The 4,279-nt window shown below is 40.7% G+C and carries 3 protein-coding genes; all 3 read left to right on the forward strand.

The genetic code is table 11. From position 1 onward, the window contains the following. Positions 1–149: 149 nt before the first annotated feature. The gene (locus V7147_RS16960) at positions 150–551 is read left to right on the forward strand and encodes a MerR family transcriptional regulator (RefSeq protein ID WP_335369015.1); all 402 of its coding nucleotides are present in this window, start codon (positions 150–152) and stop codon (positions 549–551) included. Between the two features lie 47 nt (positions 552–598). Next, positions 599–1,933: a type I glutamate--ammonia ligase gene (glnA, locus tag V7147_RS16965; RefSeq protein ID WP_335369016.1), complete on the forward strand. Its 1,335-nt coding sequence runs from the start codon at positions 599–601 to the stop codon at positions 1,931–1,933. 496 nt (positions 1,934–2,429) lie between these two features. Next, the coding region (locus tag V7147_RS16970) for a glycoside hydrolase family 3 protein (RefSeq protein ID WP_335369017.1) at positions 2,430–4,279 on the forward strand (1,850 nt) is incomplete at its 3' end.

Raw genomic sequence — 4,279 nt, forward strand, 5'->3', positions numbered from 1 at the left:
CTTTTAAAACAACTTATTTCTATAGGAACAGAGGAATAATTTTCCTCTGTATTTTTATTGTTTTCCCATGTGAGGTTTTCTAACATGAACTTGACAGATAATCTAACATCATTTAAAATCAACTTATTCTTTGCAAAGGAGGATCCCATATGAGTGACGAAATTCGACGTTCCATGCCACTCTTTCCGATTGGAATTGTCATGCAGTTAACTGAATTATCCGCTCGGCAAATCCGGTATTATGAGGAAAATGGTTTGATTTCTCCTGCAAGAACTGAAACAAATCGAAGACTATATTCATTTAATGACGTTGATCGACTACTTGAAATCAAAAGCTTGATCGAACAAAAAGTCAACCTAGCAGGAATTAAACAAATTTTCGCAGTCCAAAAACTCCAACCAATAATTGAAGAAAAACCGGTTGAGCCTGTGAAACAAGAAATAACGAATTCTGAGCTAAGAAGATTATTGAGGAATGAATTGCTTCAAGCGGGAAGATTTAAAAAGCAATCTGGTCCTAATCATAGTGATATGTCGAGATTTTTTCATTAAAATGTAAAAAAACTATACTTACAACAAGGTTTGGGGAGGAAGACTTAATGTCCAAATATACGAAAGATGATATTTTTCGTTTAGCAAATGAAGAAAATGTGAAATTTATTCGTTTACAATTCACTGACATTCTTGGAACTATTAAAAATGTTGAAATTCCTGTAAGTCAATTAGAAAAGGCATTGAGCAATAAAATGATGTTTGATGGTTCTTCGATTGAGGGCTTTGTGCGCATCGAAGAATCAGATATGTATCTTTTTCCTGACTTAAATACATGGGTTGTTTTTCCGTGGACTGCTGAAAAAGGAAAGGTTGCTCGTTTAATTTGTGACATCCATAATGCGGATGGTACTCCATTTGAAGGTGACCCTCGCAATAACTTAAAGAGAGTCTTAAGAGAAATGGAAGAGCTTGGATTTACTGATTTCAACCTCGGACCTGAACCTGAATTTTTCTTGTTTAAATTAGATCAAAATGGTGAGCCAACTCTTGAGTTAAATGATAATGGTGGATATTTCGACTTAGCGCCGACAGACCTTGGTGAAAACTGCCGCCGTGACATCGTATTAGAGCTTGAGGAAATGGGCTTTGAAATTGAAGCATCTCACCATGAGGTAGCGCCTGGTCAACATGAAATTGATTTTAAATATGAAGATGCTCTAACAGCTTGTGATGAAATTCAAACATTTAAACTTGTTGTTAAAACAATTGCCCGTAAACACGGTTTACACGCAACATTTATGCCGAAGCCATTGTTTGGTGTTGCTGGATCCGGAATGCACTGTAACCTTTCATTATTTAAAGGTGGGGAAAATGCATTTTTCGATCCAAATGCCGAACTACAATTAAGTGACAACGCGAGACATTTTATTGCAGGTATTTTAAAGCATGCACCTAACTTTACAGCCGTTACAAATCCAACAGTAAACTCATACAAACGTCTAGTTCCTGGTTATGAGGCACCTTGTTATGTTGCTTGGTCTGCTCAAAATAGAAGTCCGCTTGTTCGTATTCCAGCTTCACGTGGTTTAAGCACACGTGTTGAGGTGCGATCTGTAGACCCAGCAGCAAACCCTTATATGGCCATGGCTGTATTGCTGGCTGCGGGCTTAGATGGTATTAAGAACAAACTTACACCACCAGCTCCTGTTGACAGAAATATCTATGTTATGAACAAAGAAGAGCGTAATGAAGCAGGAATTGTGGATTTGCCACCAACATTAGCACTTGCATTAGAAAAATTAAAACAGGATGAAGTGTTAATAAAAGCATTAGGCGGACATCTGTTCGAACACTTTATCGAAGCTAAAGAGATTGAATGGGATATGTTCCGTACACAGGTCCATCCGTGGGAACGTGAGCAATATATGATGATGTATTAATAAGGTTAAACCCTTGATGCCGTTGGCGTTGAGGGTTTTTTGTTATGTGGGTATTTAAATTTATTAGAATTTTTTTGTGTTCTTAGCCGCGATTCAACTTAGAATCAGTTGAAACCTCCTTAATGGTTTCGGTGTTAGATCCGCTCTCCACAAGCACCTAACATCATTACAGACGCAACTAAAATTACTGCAGCTTTACCTAAAGCCCGTAAAGTACTAGGTCTTTATGGCTGGGAGGCTAATTGGGTATTTATGGAATGAGCATTTAGTAGTATGGACGACTGTGAATTAGGGATATATGCTGTAAGGTACAGGCGGTAAGCGCCACCATTACCTTTTTACATAGTATTTCGCCTGAAATAAACCCCAAAGGAGGAATTTAAAGCGTAATTCTTATCATGTTGTAGAAACCTGGTTCAATCTGCACGTTAAAGCTTATGAGTGTAAAGAGATTAGACGAGGAGGAGAAACAGTGAAAAAAAATTTCAAGAAGTTGATGATCCCATTTTTGGCAGTTGCTCTTTTGTTAACAGGAATCCCGCATTCCGGTGCATCGGCAAAGTCCGCAATTAAGGACTTGGTCATCGACCTGAATGTTCCCCAAGTAGAGCGTGAGGCTGTCGACAATAAAATTGATTTAAGAGCACTTCATGTATATGATGACGGACACTTTATGATGGCTTCGCAAAATTTAGTCTGGAGTTCCTCGAATAAAAATGTTGCCTCTGTGAAAGATGGCGCAGTTACGTTATCGGGACATAATGGAAAAACGTTTATCTCTGTCAGCGATGGCATTTTTACGGACCGGATTGCAATCCAGTTCAAAGGCAATCAGGGACAGATCCTTGTTGAAAAAGAAAAGGGCAAACGCTATGATCTCATCGGCCATGCAATAAAAAACATGACGATAGAAGAAAAAGTCGGGCAATTGCTGATGCCGGATTTCCGTAATTTTAAAGGTCAACCTGTAACAGAAATGACTGATGAACTTGCCGAGCAGGTTAAAAAATACCATCTGGGCGGGGTCTTATTGTTCCAACCAAACACGGTGACAGCCGCGCAAACAACAAAGCTAGTTGCCGCTTATCAGGAGGCCGCGGAAAAGTATGGACTATTAATTTCCATTGACCAGGAGGGCGGAATTGTTACTCGTCTGCAATCCGGAACTCATTTTCCAGGAAACATGGCGCTTGGTGCCGCAGGGTCTGAAGAGCTCTCAGAAAAGGTTGGAAAAGCTATTGGCGAGGAACTTCAAGCCGCTGGAATTAATTTCAACTTTGGACCAGTACTTGATGTCAACAATAATCCTGACAACCCAGTGATTGGCGTGCGTTCGTTTGGCGAAGATTCGGAGCTTGTTGCTAAATTAGGTAAAGCCTATATTAGAGGACTTCAGGCAACGGATACAGCTGCAACAGCAAAGCATTTTCCAGGGCATGGTGATACGGCAGTGGATTCTCACTTAGGACTTCCAGAAGTGGGGCATGAAAAAGAACGATTGAAACAAGTAGAATTATATCCATTCCAGCAGGCGATGGATGCCGGGATGGACGCGATTATGACAGCGCATGTCACTTTCCCAAAAATTGACGATACAAAAGCCATTTCGAAAAAGGATGGCACTGAAATCGCCATACCTGCAACACTTTCCCATAAGGTGCTAACTGGTCTAATGCGAGAAGAGATGGGCTTTAAGGGCGTTATCGTAACGGATGCAATGAACATGCTAGCGATTGCCGATCATTTCGGCCCAGTCGATTCAGCCGTTCGTGCGGTAAAAGCAGGTGCGGATATTATCTTAATGCCTGTTGGTTTAGACGTTGTTGCAAATGGGCTTTATGAGGCAGTAAATTCTGGTGATCTTTCTATCGAAAGAATTGAGCAATCCGTTGAACGGATTTTAACACTGAAATTAAATCGCGGCATTGTAAAGCCAGAGGCAGCGACGAATGTTGATGAAAAGGCTGCCAACGCCGAAAAGGTTTGGAGATCTGCGGAACATTTACAGTTGGAAAAGGAAGCAGCAGAAAAGTCGATTACCCTTGTAAAGAATGATGGTGTACTTCCATTGAAAGCAGCTGCGGGCGATCGGATTGTCGTCGTCGGTTCAAATGCGACTACACTTGGACCTGAAGTTCAAAAACATCATTCCAATGTAACGATGATCAACAGTGCTTCTTTACTGTCTGGGGCTAATTTAACTACTGCCAAATCGGCAAAATATATCATTGTCGGTACAAATACTTCTAACGTGGCTGGAAGACTACCTTCTGCCAATCTCATGAGGCTAGTTAACCAAATGATTGATGAAACCGACGCAGAAGTGATTGGGGTAGGGCTCCGCAA

Origin of the sequence: Bacillus sp. JJ1521, from assembly GCF_036965165.1 — a bacterium.
Taxonomy (GTDB): domain Bacteria; phylum Bacillota; class Bacilli; order Bacillales; family Bacillaceae_L; genus Ferdinandcohnia.